16 protein-coding genes are annotated in these 15,984 nt (G+C 70.9%); 11 read left to right on the forward strand and 5 right to left on the reverse strand.

Going from position 1 to position 15,984, the window contains the following annotated elements; genetic code table 11:
- The 4 genes from AC156L_RS16170 to AC156L_RS16185 all read left to right on the forward strand — a co-directional run.
- On the forward strand, positions 1–1,455 hold a 1,455-nt coding region (locus AC156L_RS16170), incomplete at its 5' end, for a sodium:solute symporter family transporter (RefSeq protein ID WP_484406979.1).
- Between the two features lie 12 nt (positions 1,456–1,467).
- Positions 1,468–1,746: a hypothetical protein gene (locus tag AC156L_RS16175; RefSeq protein WP_330873804.1), complete on the forward strand. Its 279-nt coding sequence runs from the start codon at positions 1,468–1,470 to the stop codon at positions 1,744–1,746.
- A 403-nt stretch (positions 1,747–2,149) separates the two neighbouring features.
- Positions 2,150–3,160 (forward strand): DUF3558 domain-containing protein, encoded by a 1,011-nt coding sequence (locus AC156L_RS16180; RefSeq protein ID WP_330873805.1) that lies wholly within the window; start codon positions 2,150–2,152, stop codon positions 3,158–3,160.
- Between the two features lie 65 nt (positions 3,161–3,225).
- A complete protein-coding gene (locus AC156L_RS16185; protein ID WP_330873806.1) occupies positions 3,226–4,734 on the forward strand; it encodes an aldehyde dehydrogenase family protein in 1,509 nt (502 codons plus the stop codon).
- A 40-nt stretch (positions 4,735–4,774) separates the two neighbouring features.
- On the opposite strand, the gene AC156L_RS16190 is transcribed toward AC156L_RS16185, so the two are convergent.
- A complete protein-coding gene (locus AC156L_RS16190; RefSeq protein WP_330873807.1) occupies positions 4,775–5,785 on the reverse strand; it encodes an ABC transporter substrate-binding protein in 1,011 nt (336 codons plus the stop codon).
- A 140-nt stretch (positions 5,786–5,925) separates the two neighbouring features.
- Between AC156L_RS16190 and dhaK the strand changes: the two genes are divergently transcribed.
- The 5 genes from dhaK to AC156L_RS16215 all read left to right on the forward strand — a co-directional run bounded on the left by dhaK (position 5,926) and on the right by AC156L_RS16215 (position 10,924).
- A complete protein-coding gene (gene dhaK, locus AC156L_RS16195; RefSeq protein WP_330873808.1) occupies positions 5,926–6,927 on the forward strand; it encodes a dihydroxyacetone kinase subunit DhaK in 1,002 nt (333 codons plus the stop codon).
- A gap of 5 nt (positions 6,928–6,932) precedes the next feature.
- Positions 6,933–7,571: a dihydroxyacetone kinase subunit DhaL gene (gene dhaL / locus AC156L_RS16200; RefSeq protein ID WP_330873809.1), complete on the forward strand. Its 639-nt coding sequence runs from the start codon at positions 6,933–6,935 to the stop codon at positions 7,569–7,571.
- Between the two features lie 43 nt (positions 7,572–7,614).
- Positions 7,615–8,319, forward strand: coding sequence for a dihydroxyacetone kinase phosphoryl donor subunit DhaM (dhaM, locus tag AC156L_RS16205; protein ID WP_330873810.1), 705 nt, complete (start codon positions 7,615–7,617; stop codon positions 8,317–8,319).
- Between the two features lie 103 nt (positions 8,320–8,422).
- The gene (locus tag AC156L_RS16210; protein WP_330873811.1) at positions 8,423–10,198 is read left to right on the forward strand and encodes a 3-hydroxyacyl-CoA dehydrogenase family protein; all 1,776 of its coding nucleotides are present in this window, start codon (positions 8,423–8,425) and stop codon (positions 10,196–10,198) included.
- A gap of 174 nt (positions 10,199–10,372) precedes the next feature.
- Positions 10,373–10,924, forward strand: a complete 552-nt coding sequence (locus tag AC156L_RS16215; RefSeq protein WP_330873812.1) for a DUF3558 family protein — start codon at positions 10,373–10,375, stop codon at positions 10,922–10,924.
- Here AC156L_RS16215 and AC156L_RS16220 read toward each other — a convergent pair.
- Positions 10,921–11,124, reverse strand: a complete 204-nt coding sequence (locus tag AC156L_RS16220; RefSeq protein ID WP_330873813.1) for an FmdB family zinc ribbon protein — start codon at positions 11,122–11,124, stop codon at positions 10,921–10,923. The two genes, AC156L_RS16215 and AC156L_RS16220, sit on opposite strands and share 4 nt — an antisense overlap.
- A 47-nt stretch (positions 11,125–11,171) precedes the next feature.
- Here AC156L_RS16220 and AC156L_RS16225 point away from each other — a divergent pair, with 47 nt between their 5' ends.
- Both AC156L_RS16225 and AC156L_RS16230 read left to right on the forward strand, forming a co-directional pair.
- Positions 11,172–11,468: a hypothetical protein gene (locus tag AC156L_RS16225; RefSeq protein WP_330873814.1), complete on the forward strand. Its 297-nt coding sequence runs from the start codon at positions 11,172–11,174 to the stop codon at positions 11,466–11,468.
- A gap of 712 nt (positions 11,469–12,180) precedes the next feature.
- Positions 12,181–12,813 carry an alpha/beta hydrolase gene (locus tag AC156L_RS16230; RefSeq protein WP_330873815.1) on the forward strand — a complete coding sequence of 211 codons (633 nt, stop codon included), beginning with the start codon at positions 12,181–12,183 and terminating at the stop codon, positions 12,811–12,813.
- On the opposite strand, the gene AC156L_RS16235 is transcribed toward AC156L_RS16230, so the two are convergent.
- The 3 genes from AC156L_RS16235 to ccrA are packed head-to-tail and all read right to left on the reverse strand — an operon-like array spanning position 12,789 to position 15,946.
- Entirely contained in the window at positions 12,789–13,301 is a 513-nt protein-coding gene (locus tag AC156L_RS16235; RefSeq protein WP_330873816.1) for a GNAT family N-acetyltransferase, read from the reverse strand. The genes AC156L_RS16230 and AC156L_RS16235 overlap by 25 nt on opposite strands.
- 29 nt (positions 13,302–13,330) lie before the next feature.
- Positions 13,331–14,545, reverse strand: a complete 1,215-nt coding sequence (locus AC156L_RS16240; protein WP_330873817.1) for a chromosome segregation protein — start codon at positions 14,543–14,545, stop codon at positions 13,331–13,333.
- Between the two features lie 54 nt (positions 14,546–14,599).
- Positions 14,600–15,946: a crotonyl-CoA carboxylase/reductase gene (gene ccrA / locus AC156L_RS16245; protein WP_330873818.1), complete on the reverse strand. Its 1,347-nt coding sequence runs from the start codon at positions 15,944–15,946 to the stop codon at positions 14,600–14,602.
- Between the last annotated feature and the right edge of the window lie 38 nt (positions 15,947–15,984).

Here is a 15,984-nt window from a genome sequence, read left to right on the forward strand (position 1 = left end):
CACTACTTCTGGATCGGCGCGGTGCCGGCCATGTTGTTCCTCGGCGTGGTGATGATGCCGTTCTACTACGGCTCCAAGGTGCGCAGCGTGCCGGAGTTCATGCGCCGCCGTTTCGGCAAACCGGCGCACCTGGTCAACGGGATCAGCTTCGCGGTCGCCCAGGTGCTGATCGCGGGCGCGAACCTGTTCCTGCTCGCCTCCGTCGTGAACCTGCTGCTCGGCTGGCCGATCTGGGTGTCGGTCATCGTCGCGGCCGCGATCGTGCTCAGCTACACCGCGCTCGGCGGGCTCTCCGCGGCGATCTACAACGAGGTCCTGCAGTTCGTCGTCATCGTGGCCGCGTTGCTGCCGCTGACGATCGTGGGTCTGTACAAGGTCGGCGGCTGGCAGGGGCTCGTCGACAAGGTGTCGGCGGGGCCGGGTGGCGCGGAACAGCTCGAGAGCTGGCCGGGCAACCAGCTGACCGGGTTCACCGACAACTTCCTGTCCGTCCTCGGCCTGGTGTTCGGGCTCGGGTTCGTGCTGTCCTTCGGTTACTGGACGACGAACTTCGTCGAGGTGCAGCGGGCGATGGCGGCTCACAGCATGTCGGCGGCGCAGCGGACCCCGATCATCGGCGCGTTCCCGAAGATGTTCATCCCCTTCATCGTGATCATCCCCGGCATGATCGCCGGTGTCGCGGTCACCGAACTGCAGGGCGAGAACAAGGCAGCGCTCATGGCGGGCGAGGCGGCACCCAGCGGTGCCACCTTCAACAACGCACTGCTGCTGCTGATGCGGGATCTGCTGCCCAACGGCATGCTCGGCATCGCGATCGCCGGTCTGCTGGCCTCGTTCATGGCGGGCATGGCGGCCAACCTCAGTTCGTTCAACACCGTCTTCACCTACGACATCTGGCAGACCTACATCCGCAAGGACCGGCCGGACGGCTACTACCTGACGGTCGGCCGGGTGGTGACGGCGATCGCGACCGTGCTGGCCATCGGCACCGCGTTCATCGCCTCCACCTACGCGAACCTGATGGACTACCTGCAGCAACTGTTCTCGTTCTTCAACGCGCCGCTGTTCGCCACGTTCATCCTCGGCATGTTCTGGAAGAGGATGTCCGCGGCGGCGGGCTGGATCGGCCTCGTGGCGGGCACGCTCGGCGCCGTCGCGGTCTTCGTGATGGCGGACCCGAAGCTGCTCGGCGTGCTCGACCTGCCGGGCCAGGGCGCCAGCTTCGTCGGCGCCAGCGTCGCGTTCGTGCTCGACATCGTGGTCAGCGTGGTCGTCACGATGTTCACGAAGCCGGTGCCGGAGAAGCAGCTGGGCGGGTTGGTCTACAGCCTCACGCCCAAGGCGGACCGCACCCACTCCACCACGGGCGACGACGCCGGGTGGTACCGCTCGCCCGCGCTGCTCGGCGGCGGGGTGCTCGCCCTGACCGCCGCGCTCTACATCATCTTCGGCTGAGGGAGGTAGACGATGGCCGAGAAGGGACACCGGGCGGGTCTGTTCGACCTGCGCCTGATCATCGCCGTGCTGTTCGGCGTGTACGGGGTCATCCTGACGATCGTGGGGCTGGGCTTCACCAGCGACGAGGACCTGGCCAAGGCGGACGGGTTGAACATCAACCTCTGGTCCGGGCTCGGGATGCTCGCGCTCGCCGCGTTCTTCGGCGTGTGGACGTTCACGAAGCCGCTGATCGTGCCCGACGAGGTCCCCGAGGGGACCAGGGCCGGGGAAGCGCCCCACCAGGGGTGAGCCTCGGCGACGCTGCCGGGCTCGTGACGGGTCGGGGGAGTCCTCGGCCGGTCACTACCGCGGGTAGGACTCTGAACGCGCAGCGTTCGAAGGGAAGGCGTTTCGAACGCTGCGCGTCCGGGGGTTGAACGCCTCGACGGTCCAGTCGTCGATCCAGCGGACCGCGCGGCCCACGGTGCGACCGATCGCCGAGCGCTTGTTCCGGTGCTTGCCCAACACGGGTTCCTTTCGACGGGGAGTGCTTCCACCAGTTACATCGCGTCGATCTTCTGAATCGTTCCCGAAGCCCTCCGTGACCTCGACCACGCTCCCGGTGTCGGTCGGACGACGAACCGCTGTCGATCGCCTGTGGGTTCGGGGGTTCGGTCCGCGCACGTCAGCACCGCTCGCTACCGTGCACCTCGTGCCCCGTCCCACCCGCACCTTCCCCGCGGTCGCCGCAGCCCTCAGCGCGCTCGCCCTGCTCGCCGCAGGGTGCGGGTCCGACGCGCTCGCGAAGCAGCCGCCGTTCCCGCGCAGCACGATCCAGGCGAACGCCGCCGACCCGTCGGACAAACCCGTGACCGGCACCACGACCACGGGTGAACCCGCCGACCCGGCGTTCTCCGTCGACAAGCTGCGGCTGCTCGACCCGTGCAAGCTCCTGGACGCCGACGCGCTCAAGGAGCTGGGCAAGCCGGACGAGGCCGTGCCGGGCGGGTTCAGCCGCTGCTCCAACTTCATGCAGGACAAGGACGGCAAGGACCTCTCGATCACCGTCGAGGTCGGGCAGACCATGACCAGCGAGATCAAGAAGGCGGACAAGACGCTCGCCGGTCTGCGCAGCTACGAGCAGGTGCTGGAGGGCAGCGCGTGCTTCGTCTCGGTCATCACCCAGGAGGAGCCGGGCCTCGCGTTCACCGTGCAGATCGGCTACAAGGACGGCGACGGGTGCGTGCCCGGCCGCAAGGTCGCCGAGTCCGTGGTGAAGCTGGCCAAGGGCAAGACGGCCGTCCGGACCGCGCCCAAGGGCTCGCTGATCACGCTCGACCCGTGCGCGCTGCCGTCGGACGCCGCCGTGGTCGAGGCGTCGGACAAGTCACCGCGCGTCTACCCGTACGGCCTGCACAACTGCTCGTGGGTCGGCGACGACGCCGAGATGACCCTCGACTTCCGCGGCGGGTTCGTCCCGAAGGACGACAAGTTCGACTCCAAGCAGACCGAGATCGACCTCGGCGGGGTGAAGGCGTACCAGGTCGACACCGCCACCTCGTTCCCGTCGTGCACGATCAAGTGGGTCCAGCTCAGGGGTGAGGACGACGACGGCGAGGTGGTCGAGGTGAAGTCCGCGGGCCCGAAGGACGCGCAGTTCGACCGCTGCGCGAAGGCCCAGGCGTTCGCCAAGGCGCTCCTGCCGAAGCTCCCCAAGCCCTGATGGGGCTTACTGTGGTGCGGAATTCCCCTACTCTTGGGTAACCCCGCAGCACCTCTGGAGGGCTCATGACGCAGACCGCCCCGGCCGAGTCCACCGAAGCGGACGGCGACCAGACGCGGTTCGCGTCACTGGACCCGCGCACGGGCGAGGTCGTCGGCCACCACCCGGTGCACACCGCCGCCGACGTCGAGGCCGCCGTGGCGCGGGCCCGCACCGCGGGCGAGGAGTGGGCCGCGCTGGGCTTCGACGGCAGGCGCGCCCGGCTCGACGCGTGGCGCAAGCTCCTGGTCCGCAGGCTCGACGAGTTCCAGGCGCTGATCAGCAACGAGACCGGCAAGTCGGCCGACGACGCGCGCACCGAGCTGGCGCTGGTCGTCGACCACCTGCACTGGGCGGGCAAGCACGCGAGCCGCGTGCTCGGCAAGCGCCGCGTGTCGCCCGGCATGCTGATGTACAACCACGCCGCGAGCGTCGAGTACAAGCCGCTGGGCGTGGTCGGCGTGATCGGCCCGTGGAACTACCCGGCGTTCACGCCGCTGGGCTCCATCGCGTACGCGCTCGCCGCGGGCAACGCCGTGGTGTTCAAACCCAGCGAGTACACCCCCGGCGTCGGCGAGTTCCTCGCCAGGACGTTCGCCGAGGCCTCGCCCGAGCACGCCGACCTGTTCCAGGTCGTGACGGGCTTCGGCGAGACGGGCGCGGCGCTGTGCCGGGCAGGCGTCGACAAGGTCGCGTTCACCGGCTCCACGCCGACCGGCAAGCGCGTCATGGCGGCCTGCTCCGAGACGCTGACGCCGGTGCTCGTGGAGTGCGGCGGCAAGGACGCGCTGATCGTCGCGGACGACGCGGACGTGAAGGCCGCCGCCGCGGCGGCCGTGTGGGGCGGGATCTTCAACTCCGGCCAGACCTGCGCGGGCGTGGAGCGCGTCTACGTGGCCGAGGCCGTGGCGGACGAGTTCATCGAGCTGGTCACGAGGCAGGCGTCGAAGCTGCGGCCCGGCGGTGAGCCCAACGCCCCGTTCGGGCCGATCACCATGCCGCGCCAGGTCGAGGTCATCCAGGCGCACGTGCGCGACGCCCTGGACCGGGGCGGCCGGGCGGTCGTCGGCGGGCTGGACTCGATCCGGCCGCCGTACGTCGCGCCGATCGTGCTCGTGGACGTGCCGGAGGAGTCCACGGCCGTGACCGAGGAGACGTTCGGCCCGACCCTGGTGATCACCAGGGTGCCCGACGCCGACGAGGGCGTCCGGCTGGCCAACGCGCTGCGCTACGGGCTCGGCGGCTCGGTGTTCTCCCGCGGCCGTGGTGAGGAGCTGGCCCGCAAGCTGCGCTGCGGCATGGTGTCGGTGAACGCCGTGCTGGCGTTCGCGGCGATCCCCGGCCTGCCCTTCGGCGGCGTCGGCGACTCCGGGTTCGGCCGCATCCACGGTGACGACGGGCTGCGCGAGTTCACCACCCCGCAGTCGGTGACCCGGCTGCGCTTCCGGGCGCTGCTGAACCCGATGACCTACGACCGCGGCTCGCGGACCGTGCGCCACGTCGTCCGGCTCACCAGGCTGCTCTACGGCCGGTGACCGGCGGCCCGGTGCGGAGACCCCGCACCGGGCGCCCGGTTCAGTTCGAGACCTGCTTCTCCAGGTCGGTCAGCACGGCCTCGGCGCCGATGACGCCCAGCCCGAGGAACCACGTCTCGTCCGCGACCGGCTTCGCGTGGCCCGCCTTCACCGCGGTCAGGCCCGCCCACAGCGGCCCTCCGAGGATCTCCTGCCGCGCGGTCTTGGACGCGTCGCCGTAGGTGGCGTAGAGGATCCAGTCGGCGTCGGCCTTGCCGATCTGCTCGGTGCTGACCTCCACCGCGAGGTCGTCGACCTGCTGGCTCTCCGGCTGCGGGAGCTTCGCGTCGATCAGGATCGTGCCGATGAACGACTTCCTGGCGTACAGCCTGGTCTTGCCCGCGAGGAACCGGACCATCGAGATGGTCGGGCGCTTGCCGAACTCCTGCTCCACGGCGTTGCCGACGGCTTCGGCGTGCGCGGTGTAGTCGGCGAGCATCTTCCGAGCGTCGGCGACGCGGTCGAGCGCGGCGGCGTTGAGCCGGAAGTTCTCCTTCCAGGTGTAGCCGGGGCGGACCGCGAACACGGTGGGCGCGATGGCGGAGAGCTTGGCGTACTGGGCCTCCTCGCGCAGCCGCGAGCCGAGGATGAGGTCCGGCCGCAGCTCGGCGATCGCCTCCAGGTTCAGCGAGCCGATCGTGCCGACGTTCTCCGGCGTGCCCGCCTTGTCGCCGATGTAGGGCGGCATGGTCGGCGCGCCGTCGGGGAACGCGACGCCGACGGGCTTGACGCCCAGCGCGACCACGTTGTCCAGTTCGCCGCCGTCGAGCACGACGACCCGCTCCGGCTTCTTCTCCAGCGTCGTCTCGCCCATCGCGTGGCGGATCGTGCGGGGGAACACGCCGGGCTCCGCGTCGGTGCCGAACGTCTTGCTCTTGTCGCCCGCTTGGCCGAACTCCGCTCCGCCCTGTGCCACGGCGGGCTGTCCGGCGGGTTGCGCCGTCTGGCCGCACGCCGTCAGCGCGAGGGTGCAGGCGAGCGCTGCCGCCCAGATGGTCCTTCGGTTCGACACAGCGCGAATCCTTCGCTACTCAAGGTCACTGAGCTGGACTTATTAGGCCTTCCTAACCGTAGTCGAGGGCGTTGTGCCGTTACGACGACTCGTGACGTGGGGTACTAATGGCATCGGTCAGCGGCGATCGGGAGGCAACGGTGAAGAAGATCATCAATGATCCGTCCACAGTGGTCGAGGAATCCCTGAAGGGGATGGCCTTGGCCCACCAGGACCTGATCGCGGTCCAGTTCGACCCCACCGTGGTCGTCCGGGCGGACGCCCCCGTGCCGGGCAAGGTGGCCGTCATCTCCGGCGGCGGAGCGGGCCACGAGCCCCTCCACGGCGGTTTCGTCGGCCGGGGGATGCTCGACGCCGCCTGCCCCGGCCACGTGTTCACCTCGCCGACCCCCGACCAGGTCCAGGCCGCCGTGCGGAGGACCGACGCGGGCGCCGGGGCGCTGCTGGTCGTGAAGAACTACACCGGCGACGTGCTCAACTTCGAGACCGCCGCCGAGCTGGCCGCCGCCGACGGCGTGGAGGTCCGCACCGTCGTGATCGACGACGACGTGGCCGTGACCGACTCGCTCTACACCGCGGGCAGGCGCGGCGTCGGCGGGACGCTGCTGCTGGAGAAGGTCGTCGGGGCCGCCGCCGAACGCGGGGTCGACCTCGACGGCTGCGAGGCGCTGGCGCGCCGGGTGGTCGGCCGGGTCCGGTCGATGGGCCTCGCGCTCGCGGCGGGCACCGTGCCGCACGCGGGCGAGCCCGGCTTCACCCTCGCCGAGGACGAGATCGAACTCGGCATCGGCATCCACGGCGAGCCCGGCAGGCGCCGGGTGAAGATCGGCACCGCCGACGAGATGGTCAGGAGCCTGCTGGACCCGATCCTGGAGGACATGCCGCTCGCGGACGGCGACCGCGTGCTGCTGTTCACCAACGGGATGGGAGGGACCCCGCTCATCGAGCTCTACCTGGCGCACGGCATCGCGGAGCGGTTGCTGGCGGAACGGGGGATCGTGGTGGAACGCCGGTTGGTCGGACCCTTCGTCACCAGTCTGGAGATGCAGGGCATGAGCCTCACCGTGCTGGAGCTGGACGACGAACTGCTCGACCTGTGGGACGCACCGGTCCACACGGCCGCTCTCCGCTGGGGGGTCTGACCGTGGTGGCGTGTTCTGGGCACGGGGTGGCCGTCGCGATGCGGACGGCGGCCAAGGTGCTGGAGGAGCACCGGGAGGAGCTGAGCAGGCTCGACCGGGAGATCGGCGACGGCGACCACGGCGAGAACATGCACCGCGGCTTCGCGGCCCTCGTGACCGCGCTGGAGCGCGACGCCCCCGACTCGCCGGGCGGCGTGCTGAAGCTGGTCGCCATGACGCTGATCTCCAAGGTCGGCGGCGCGGCCGGGCCGCTGTACGGCACGGCGTTCCTGCGGGCCGCGACGGCCGTCAAGGACACCGGCGAGCTGGACGCGGCCACCGTGGCGCTCGCGCTGCGCGCCGCGCTGGACGGCGTGGTCGCGCGCGGCAAGGCCGAGCGCGGCGACAAGACGATGGTGGACGCGCTGCTGCCCGCCGTGCTGGCGGCCGAGGGCGCGGTGGAGCGCGACGAGGACGTCCCGGCCCTCCTGCGCGCCGCCGCCGACGCGGCGGCCGAGGGCGCGGACTCCACGGTGCTCGTGCTGGCCCGCAAGGGGCGCGCGTCGTACCTGGGGGAGCGCAGCATCGGGCACATGGACCCCGGCGCCCGCTCCACCGCGCTGCTGCTGCGCACCTTCGCCGACGTGGCGAGCGGCCAGCGATGACCGCTCACCCCGAAACCCCGGCCGACCGTCGGGGCGGCACCCGATGACCGCGCTGGTCGGGCTGGTGGTCGTCTCGCACAGCCGCAAGCTCGCCGAGGGCGTCGCGGAGCTGGCCGGGCAGATGGCGCCCGACGTCGACGTGCTGCCCGTGGGCGGGGACGGCGAGGGCGGGCTGGGCACGGACTACGCCGCGGTCGCCGACGCCGTGGTCGAGGCCGACTCCGGGGCGGGCGTCGTCGTGCTCTACGACCTCGGCAGCGCCAAGATGGTCGCCGAGATGGCGGTCGAGGAGGTCGACGACGGGCGGGTGCTCGTGGTCGACGCGCCGCTCGTCGAGGGCGCGGTGGCCGCCGCCGTGGCCGCGCAGGGCGGCGTGGCGATGGCGGAGGTGGGCGTGGCGGCGGCGAGCGCCACCCCCGGCAGCGCGGGCCAGGTCACCGCCGTCAAGCCGAGCGGACGGCCGTCGCTGCGGCTGGTGACGAACGCCGCCAGCCTGGAACTGGTGCTGACCAACGACGTCGGGCTGCACGCGCGGCCGTCGGCGCTGCTGGCGCGCACGATCGCCGACCTGGACGCGAACGTGCTCGTGCGGTTCGACGGGGACGAGGCCGACGCGCGCAGCGTGCTGGCGCTGATGGGTCTCGGGGCGCCCGGCGGCGCGCGGATCGAGGTCGTGGCCAGCGGCGCGGACGCCGAGGAGGCGCTGCGGCGCATCGAGGAGCTGGCGGAGCGCGGTTTCGACGAGTGAACCGGCAACTTGCACGATCCCGATGGTGAAGCTCACGCGTCGGTGCGCCCGGACCGTGGCATAGTCGCCACAAGTTACCGTTCGGTAGCACCGGGAGGTCGTCGTGGCGCGCCAGTTCAGCACGGTCGGAGTGGTCGGACTCGGCACGATGGGCGCGGGCATCGCCGAGGTGTTCGCCCGCACCGGGGTCGCGGTGATCGCGGTGGACGTGGACGAGCGGGGCATCGAACGCGGTCTCGGCCACCTGGAGCACTCGACCTCGCGGGCCGTGGAGCGCGGCAAGCTGGACGAGGCTGGCAAGGCCGAACTGCTCGGCCGGATCAGCACCAGCACGTCGCTCGCGGACCTCGCGGGCTGCGACCTCGTGGTCGAGGCCGTGCCGGAACGCATGGACCTCAAGGCCTCCGTGCTCGCCGAACTGGACCGGATCTGCCCGCCCGACACCGTGTTCGCGTCCAACACCTCGTCGCTGTCGATCACCGAGATCGGTGTCCACACCGGACGCCCCGGCAAGGTCGTCGGACTGCACTTCTTCAACCCGACCCAGGTGCTCAAGCTGGTCGAGGTCGTCCGGTCCGTCGTCACCGAGCCCGACGTCGTCGCGGACGTCGTCGCACTGGTGGAGGGCCTCGGCAAGACCCCCGTCGTGATCGGCGACCGGGCCGGGTTCATCGCCAACGCCCTGCTCTTCGGCTACCTCAACCACGCCGTCCGGATGTACGAATCCCGTTACGCCACGAGGGAAGACCTCGACGCCGCCATGCGCTACGGCTGCGGCTACCCGATGGGCCCGCTGGCGCTGCTCGACCTCATCGGCCTCGACACGGCCTACGAGATCCTCGACACGATGTACCACCAGTCCCGCAACCGCCTGCACGCCCCGGCGCCGGTGCTCAAGCAGATGATCACCGCGGGCCTGCTCGGCCGGAAGTCCGGCCGCGGCTTCTACACCTACGACGGCCCCGACTCCTCCACCGTCGTGCCCGACGTGCACACGCCCGCCGCCGCGTCGGACACCACCGCGGTGCGCGACGTCCGGCGCGTCGGCGTCATCGGCACCGGCACCATGGCCACCGGCATCGTCGAGGTGTTCGCCAAGCGCGGCTACGACGTCGTGCTGCGCGCCCGCTCCCTCGACAAGGCCGAGGCGGCGCTCGCGAGGGTGCGCAAGTCGCTGGACCGCGCCGTGTCGAAGGGCAAGCTGTCCGAAGTGGACGCCGCGGCCGTGCTCGGCCGCGTCTCGCCCGCCGTGGAGTTCGACGAGCTGGCCGACTGCGACCTGCTGGTCGAGGCCGTCGCCGAGGACCTGGCGGTCAAGAAGGCCGTCTTCCGGTCGCTGGACGAGGTCTGCAAGCCCGGCGCGATCCTCGCGACCACCACGTCGTCGCTGCCGGTCATCGAGTGCGCCGCCGCCACCGCCAGGCCCGGCGACGTCGTCGGCCTGCACTTCTTCAACCCCGCGCAGGTGATGAAGCTGGTGGAGGTCGTCGACACCATCTCCACCTCCGCCGACGTCGTCGCCACCGCCCGCGCGGTGTGCCTCGACCTGGGCAAGCAACCGGTCCACTGCGGCGACCGCGCCGGGTTCATCGTCAACGCGCTGCTGTTCCCGTACCTCAACGACGCCGTCAAGATGCTCGAAGCCCACTACGCCGACGCCGACGACATCGACAACGCCATGAAGGTCGGCTGCGGCCTGCCCATGGGCCCGTTCGAGCTGCTCGACGTCGTCGGCCTCGACGTGTCGCTGGCGATCGAACGCACCCTGTACCTGGAGTTCCGCGAAGCGGGCTTCGCCCCCGCTCCGCTCCTGGAGCACCTCGTGACCGCCGGGCGGCTCGGCCGCAAGACCGGGAAGGGGTTCCGCGACTACGCCTGATCCGCCGTCGTGAGCTGCGCGGATGAGCGGGAGCGCCCCCGATACCAGTGGCCGCCGCACACGGGGGCGTCCACGTTTGGCATGGTGGTAGTCATGCGGCGCGCGGTGATCTCGCTCTTGGTGGTGTTGCTCGGGTTGACGAGCGGATGTGCGTACTCGGTGCGGGGTGCGGCAGTGGCGGAACCGCAACTGGACATCGACTCGCCGTTCTCACCCGGCGGCGAGTCGACCGACCCTTCCGTCGACCCGTCCGAGGACCCCTACCCGTCGACGTCGGGCTCGGCGCCCACGTCGACGTCCGACGACCCCGCGGCAGACCCGGTCAAGAACCTGTGCGGCCTGATCGGCTGGGGCGACCTGCCCTACACCGGCACCGACAAGAGCAGCCCGCCGTCGGACCGCGACTACGACCCCACCTACGACCAGTCGTGCAAGTGGCAGACCAGATCCGGGGAACTGGACGTCGGCGTCACCCTCCGCTACCGCGCGGGCAAGCCCGTCGCGCTCCAGGAGAACTCCGGCGAGTACGACCTCAACGGCCGCAAGGTCACCTACCTGGACCGCACCGCCGACACCGAGGTCCAGCCGTCCTGCGTGCTCGTCCTGGACTACGCGGGCGGCGGCCTCGGCATCATCGTGATCGACGGCTCGAACAAGTTCGGCGCCATCTGCGACCAGGGCAAGCACCTGGCCGAGGTGCTGCTCGCCAAGGAGCCGAAGGGCTAACCGCAGCACCCACCGCCGCAGCAGCCGCCGCCGCCCTGGGGCGCCTCCGCGGCGGCCGTCGCCACCCCGACGACGGACAGCAGCTTCACCGTGTCCGAATGGCCCTCGGGGCAGTCGGCGGGCTCCGATGAGGCGCTCATCGGCCGCTTGACGTCGAACGTGGAACCGCAAGCCTTGCAGCGAAACTCGTAGGTGGGCACCCGACCATTCTCCTCGGCCAGGAGGCCCATCGGTAGTCTGGTCCCTCGTGCCACGCCGCAACCACCCCAAACGACCAGCGTCGGCCGACGACCGACCACTCGGCGGGGGCCACGGCTGGGCCCGCAACGAGTCGGCGTCGGACGGCGAGTGGCTGGTGCGGAACGTGGCCGGGGCGCAGACGACGAAGCACTACCGGTGTCCGGGGTGCGACCACGAGATCCAACCGGGAACGCCCCACGTGGTCGCGTGGCCCGCGGCGGACTACGGGTCGGTGGAGGAACGACGGCACTGGCACCAGGGGTGCTGGAACTCCCGCACTCGAAGGCCTCGGCGGGGGTATTGAGTCCGGGGTTCGGGTCGTGCGGGGAAGCCGTGGCGACCGTTGTCTCGGGCCCGCAAGCACCCAACCCGCCGCAGCCGAAGCGGACCCCACCCAACCAAGCCCACCAGAAGTGGAAGCGCTCAACCCGCCGCAGCAAAGCGGACCCACCCAACTGGACCGAGTCCAGACCCCTCCCTGCCCCCGATCCACAGCGCCCTCATGGTCGGCCGTGCCGGGTCAAGGCGTCTTTCCAGCCTTGACGCGGTACGTCCGGCCATGAAGACAATTGCGCGACCGGGGGGAGGCTCCACCCCCCCGCACCCCCGGCACGCAACTCTCAAAGAGGTCCCCCATAGTGCAGGGCCCCCCGATGCACACGCTACGACAGACCACCGACGAAACCGGATCGTCGCAGGTCCGAGGACCGCAAGGGCAGACTTCGCCCCGCCCGTCAATCGTCTCGATGCCCCGCTGTGTCAAGGTGGGAAAGATGCCTTGACGAACAAGGCGAGACACGATGGGAGTGGGGAACGGGCTCTGCCCCCGCTTCGCGGTGGACGTGTCCCGTTTGTTGGGTGGGTCGGGTTTCGGTTTCGGTGAAGGGGTTGTCGTGGGTGGTGTGAAGGTCGGTGCGAACACCGTGTTGCCCGCTGTGCGGGAGGCTGTCGTGCTGCGCACTGCTGATGGGCTTGAGTTGGTGGGGGAGTTGGCCCTTCCCGTCGAGGTGGCGCCCGTGGCGACCTTGGTGTTGTTGCACCCGTTGCCCACGCATGGCGGGATGATGGACTCGCACCTCTACCGCAAGGCTGCTTGGCGGTTGCCCGCTCTGGCCGGGATCGCTGTTCTGCGGTTCAACACCCGTGGCACGGTCAGTGAGGCCGGTCGCAGCCAAGGCGCGTTCGACGGGGGTGTGGGGGAGCAGTTCGACGTTGCTTCCGCCGTCGAGTTCGTGCGGGAGCGGGGGTTGCCCGGTGTGTGGTTGGTCGGGTGGTCGTTCGGGACCGATCTCGCGTTGATGCACGGGTGCCTGCCCGGTGTTCGCGGCGCGGTGCTGATCTCGCCGCCGCTGCGGTGGAGTTCGCCCGCGGAGCTGCGGGTGTGGGAGCGGTCCGGGAAGGCCGTGGTGTGCCTGGTGCCCGAACTGGACGACTACCTGCGGCCCGACGAAGCCGCGGAGCGGTTCGGGGCCGATCTGCCCAGCGCTTCCGTGGTCCCGTTCGAGAACGCCCGGCACCTGATGGTGGGGCAGTCGGACAAGGTGCTCGACGCGATCGTGGGCGTGGTCGCGCCGGACGTGCGGACGCCGCTCGCGCGCACGTGGGACGGGGCGTGGGAGAAGCGTCAGGTGACGATCGTCGAGTCCTGACGGCGGTGGACGTGCAGGTTCCCCTGGTTCGTCGTGCGGACGAAGCCCAGCTTCTCCGCCACGCGCTGTGACGGCGTGTTGTCCGGGTCGGTGAGGATCACCACCGGCAGGTCCGGGCGGGCCCGGTCGGCCCACTCCAGCGCCGTGCGCGCCATCTCCGGGGCGTAACCGCGGCCCCAGTGCGCGGGCGTGAAGCGGTAGAAGAGGTTGAGGGTCCGCTCGCCGTCCAGGTCGTGGGTGCGCAGGCCGCCGAACCCGATGACCTCGCCCGCCAGCTCCACGGCCCAGTAGCCGATGCCGTCCTCGACCCAGTGCCGCAGCCAGGCCGCCAGGTTCTCGGCCGTGCGCTCCGGCGACGGGGTGCCGTCCGCGTTGTGCCGGTTCGTCTCGGGGTCGCCCATGATCGCCAGCGCGGACGCCAGGTCGCCGGGCACGACCCGGCGCAGCCGGAGGCGTTCGGTGTGCAGTTCGTCCGGTGGCGCTGTCATGCCCCGACGGTAGCGCCGGGGTCCGACGGTCAGCGCTTGGCGGCCGGAGCCACCTGCTGGGTGGGCGTGGGCTTGGGCAGGTTCACGGTCTCCTCCGACCGGGCCTGCTTGTCCGCTGCGGGAGCGGCGGGAGCGGCGGACTTGGCCGGAGCGGCGGGACCGGCCGGGGTGACCGGAGCGGCCTGGACGGTGGGTGCGCTCGCCACCGCGGCGGCGGGGACCGCGTGCGGTGCGGCGGCCTCCTTCTCCACCTCCAGCGGTTCCAGCAGCGGTGCGATGTCCTGCAACGCCGTGCGGGCGTTGCGCAGCTGCTGCGACAACCCGTTGCGGAGCTTGGCCAGCGCCTCGACCTGCTGCGTGGCCGCCGCGACCCGCCGGTTCGACTCCTCCGTGGCCTCGCGCACGCGCCGGTTCGACTCGTCCGTCGCCTCCTGCACGCGGGCGGTCGCCTCGCTGATCGAGTCGTGCCTGCGCCGGTTCGCCTCCTCCGTCGCCTCGCGCACGAGGCGCTGGGCCTCGGCGTTGCTGGAGGCCTGCTCCTGCGAGATCTGCGCGCGGATCCGGTTCGCCTCGTCCTGCGACTCGCGCAGCCTGCGGTCCGCCTCGGCCTTGCTGGCCGCCTCGGCCTCCGCGAGCGTCTTCATCGACTCGACCCGGCGCGCGGCCATCGCGATCTCGAAGTCCTCCTCGACGGTGACGCGGCGCTGCTCGGCCTCCTTGACCACGACGTCGGCCGCGGCGCGCGCGTCCTCGACGATCTTCTCCGCCTCGGCGCGGGCCTTGTCCAGCACGCCGCGGTGCTCGGCCTCCATCGCGGCACGGCGCTGGTCCAGCTCGGCGATCAGCTTCTCGTAGCGGGCGCGCAGCACGCCCGCCTCGCCCTCGGCCTTGGCGCGGATGTGCCCGCCCTCGGCCTCGGCACGGGACTTGATCTCCGCGGCCTCCTCCTGGGCGAGGCGCAGCATGCGCTGCAACCGCTCGCTCAGGCCCTCCAGCGTGTTCGGCGGCATGGAGAGCCGCTCGACCTGACCCCGCATCTCGGCGATCTCGGATCGAGCGGCTTCGAGCTGGCGTGCCAGGTCGTTGGTCTGGGACACCGCGGCGTCACGGTCGGCAGCCAGCAGCCGGAGGTCCGAGTCGAGCCGTTCGAGGTGGTCCTCGACCTGGCCCTTGTCGTACCCCCGCTTGGCGATGTCGAAGCCGGATCCCAGCGGGACGAGGTCACGATCGTCGGCGAGGCCCATGCCCCCACGCTACCCGCTCGCGGTGACCCGGTGGCACCCCGGCGCGGACTTCGCCTACACGCCGCGGAAGCGGTTGATGCCGCTCAGGTGCGTTGCCCGCAGGGCCTGGTCGCGCACGCCGAGGCCCTCGCCCGGAGCGAGGCACAGCACGCCGACCTTGCCCTGGTGGGCGTTGCGGTGCACGTCGTGCGCCGCCTGTCCGGTGTCCGCCAACGAGTACACCTTGGACACCGTGGGGTGGATCTTCCCCTTGGCGACCAAGCGATTCGCCTCCCAGGCCTCGCGGTAGTTGGCGAAGTGCGAGCCGACGATCCGCTTGAGGTTCATCCACAGGTAGCGGTTGTCGTACTGGTGCAGGAACCCGCTCGTGGAGGCGCAGGTCACGATCGTGCCGCCGCGCTTGGCGACGAACACGCTGGCGCCGAACGTCTCGCGGCCGGGGTGCTCGAACACGATGTCCGGGTCGTCGCCACCGGTGAGCTCGCGGATCCGCGAGCCGAACCGCTTCCACTCCTTGGGGTCCTGCTCGTGCTCGTCCTTCCAGAACCGGTAGCCCTCGGCGCTGCGGTCGATGATCAGCTCCGCGCCCATCGACCGGACCAGCTCCGCCTTCTCCGGGCTCGACACGACGCAGATCGGCGTCGCTCCGCCGTTCAGCGCGAACTGCGTGGCGTAGGAGCCGAGACCGCCGGACGCGCCCCAGATGAGCACGGTGTCGCCCTGCTTCATGCCCGCGCCGTTGCGGGACACCAGCTGCCGGTACGCGGTCGAGTTGACCAGTCCGGGCGACGCGGCCTCCTCCCACGTGAGGTGGTCGGGCATCGGCATGAGCTGGTTGGACTTCACCAGCGCGAGTTCGGCGAGCCCGCCGAAGTTCGTCTCGAAGCCCCAGATCCGCTGCTCCGGGTCGAGCATCGTGTCGCTGTGCCCGTCCGCGTGCTCCAGCTGCACGTCCAGGCAGTGCGCGACGACGCGGTCGCCGGGCTTCCAGGCGTTCACGCCGGGGCCCGTGCGCAGCACGACGCCCGCCAGGTCGGAGCCGACCACGTGGTAGGGCAGGTCGTGCTTGGCCGCGAGCGGCGAGGACTTCCCGTAGCGCTTGAGGAACCCGAAGGTCGACATCGGCTCGAAGATCGACGTCCACACGGTGTTGTAGTTGATGGCGCTGGCCATCACCGCGACGAGCGCCTCACCGGGACCGGGTTCCGGCGTGGGGACCTCGTCCAGGTGCAGCGACTTGCGCGGGTCCTTGTCCTTGGTGGCCAAGCCCTCGAACATCCCGGTCTCGTCCTCGTGGACCGTGATGCCGCGGTACGTCTCGGGCACAGGGAGTGACGCGATGGCGTCGAGTTCGTCGGCCAGGATCGCGTCGAGGATCTTCTGCACGGCGGGTCCTCCCATGTGAGGAGTATCAGGTGGCGAGGCGAGAAGCGCTGGGA

It is taken from the genome of Umezawaea sp. (genome assembly GCF_057122925.1).

What these genes read in the sequence shown, in the direction of transcription:
- AC156L_RS16175 (WP_330873804.1), top strand. Translation starts at nt 1,468, where the DNA reads ATGGCCGAGAAGGGACACCGGGCGGGTCTGTTCGACCTGCGCCTGATC.
- AC156L_RS16185 (WP_330873806.1), top strand. Translation starts at nt 3,226, where the DNA reads ATGACGCAGACCGCCCCGGCCGAGTCCACCGAAGCGGACGGCGACCAG.
- dhaM (WP_330873810.1), top strand. Translation starts at nt 7,615, where the DNA reads ATGACCGCGCTGGTCGGGCTGGTGGTCGTCTCGCACAGCCGCAAGCTC.
- AC156L_RS16235 (WP_330873816.1), bottom strand. Translation starts at nt 13,301, where the DNA reads ATGACAGCGCCACCGGACGAACTGCACACCGAACGCCTCCGGCTGCGC.
- AC156L_RS16240 (WP_330873817.1), bottom strand. Translation starts at nt 14,545, where the DNA reads ATGGGCCTCGCCGACGATCGTGACCTCGTCCCGCTGGGATCCGGCTTC.
- ccrA (WP_330873818.1), bottom strand. Translation starts at nt 15,946, where the DNA reads ATGGGAGGACCCGCCGTGCAGAAGATCCTCGACGCGATCCTGGCCGAC.